The sequence below is a fragment of the Agrococcus sp. HG114 genome (assembly GCF_024723325.1).
Classification (GTDB): domain Bacteria; phylum Actinomycetota; class Actinomycetes; order Actinomycetales; family Microbacteriaceae; genus Agrococcus.
The window spans coordinates 1-1,437 of record NZ_JANQCH010000218.1; the positions used below are offsets into that span (position 1 = coordinate 1).

The following is a 1,437-nucleotide window of genomic DNA, read 5'->3' on the forward strand; positions in this document are numbered from 1 at the left end:
CTACTCGTTCCGCACCGTGCTGTCGGCGCGCTGGGCGGCGACGTCGCACGCGACCCTCGAGCACAAGCTCGACGCGGACGCGGTGCAGTGGCGCGAGGGCACGGGCGACGAGCTGCTGCTCGTCATGCACGGCATCGGCTCGCACGAGGGCGACCTCTTCGGCCTCGCCCCGCACCTGCCGGCCGAGCTCACGGTCGCGTCCCTGCGCGCCCCGATCCCCTACGGCGGCGGCTTCGCGTGGTTCGACTTCTCCCCCGTCGACAGCGACGACGACGAGCGCATCAACGCGACCGCCGCGGGCGTGCTCGAGTGGCTCGACGGTCTGGATCGCGAGGTGTCGCGCGTGCACCTGCTGGGGTTCTCGCAGGGCGGGGCCATGGCCGTGCAGCTCGCGCGGCTCGCGCCCGAGCGGTTCGCGTCCATCGCCCACCTCTCGTCGTTCGTGCACGCGGGCGAGCTGCCGGGCGACGCGGTGCTCGCGGCGCGGCAGCCCCGGCTGCCGCTGCTGAGCACGATCGGCGACCTCGACGACGTGATCCACCGCGACAAGATCGCGCGGTCGATCCCGTGGCTCGACGCGCACTTCGACGTCGACCGCCGCACGTACCACCGCGGCCACTCGATCGTCGCCGAGGAGCTCGCGGACGTCGTGGCGTTCCTGCAGCGGGTCTGACAGCGACGCTCGATGACGCTGGGCGAGCCGTCGAGCGCGCATTCCGCCTGGGGCGGCGCTGAGCGCCATCGAGCGCACGGCGATGCCGCCGCGCGCGGCAGGATGGAGCCATGCAACGGTTCCGGCTCGGCGGCGTGCCGGGCGTGACGCCCGCGAAGTGGATGCGCGTGTGGGCGCAGCGCGTCCCCGAGGTGCCGATCGAGCTCGTCGCGCTCGACGAGGCGGATGCGGTGCGCGCGCTCGAGGACGGGCGCGTCGACGCGGTGCTCGCCCGGCTCCCCGTACCCGGCGAGGGTCTCCACCAGGTGCCGCTCTACGACGAGCTGCCGGTGGTCGTCGCGCCCGTCGGGCACCCGATCGTCGCGTTCGACGAGGTCGCGCTCGCCGACCTCGCGGGCGAGCCGATGCTCGAGGCCGGCGACCTGAGCGCCGCGCAGCTGCTCGAGGTCGTCGCGACCGGCGCGGGGCTCGCGATCGTGCCCATGTCGGTCGCGCGCGCGCTCGGCGGCACCGGCACGCGGCACCGGGTGGTGACGGATGCGCCGAGCACGACGATCGCGCTCGTCTGGCTCGAGCGCGCGGACTCGGCCCTGCACCAGGAGCTCATCGGCATCGCGAAGGGCCGGCGTGCGGGATCCTCGCGCGGCCGGGACCGGGAGCACCGGGTCGAGCCGGGGAACGCCGCGACCGGCGCGAAGCCGCGCCCATCGAAGCCGAAGCCGACCCCGCCCGCCTCGCGCCCCCGCAGGCGCGGCGGGCACGGC

Annotated in this window: 2 protein-coding genes; both read left to right on the forward strand. The window is 75.3% G+C overall.

Annotation, left to right across the window (positions count from 1 at the left end; genetic code table 11):
* Positions 1-673 (forward strand): alpha/beta fold hydrolase (locus tag NWP09_RS12815; RefSeq protein WP_309137123.1); only part of this gene is annotated, 673 nt, incomplete at its 5' end.
* Positions 674-783: 110 nt separating this feature from the next.
* Positions 784-1,437: LysR family transcriptional regulator substrate-binding protein (locus tag NWP09_RS12820; protein ID WP_258275883.1), on the forward strand; the 654-nt coding region annotated here is incomplete at its 3' end.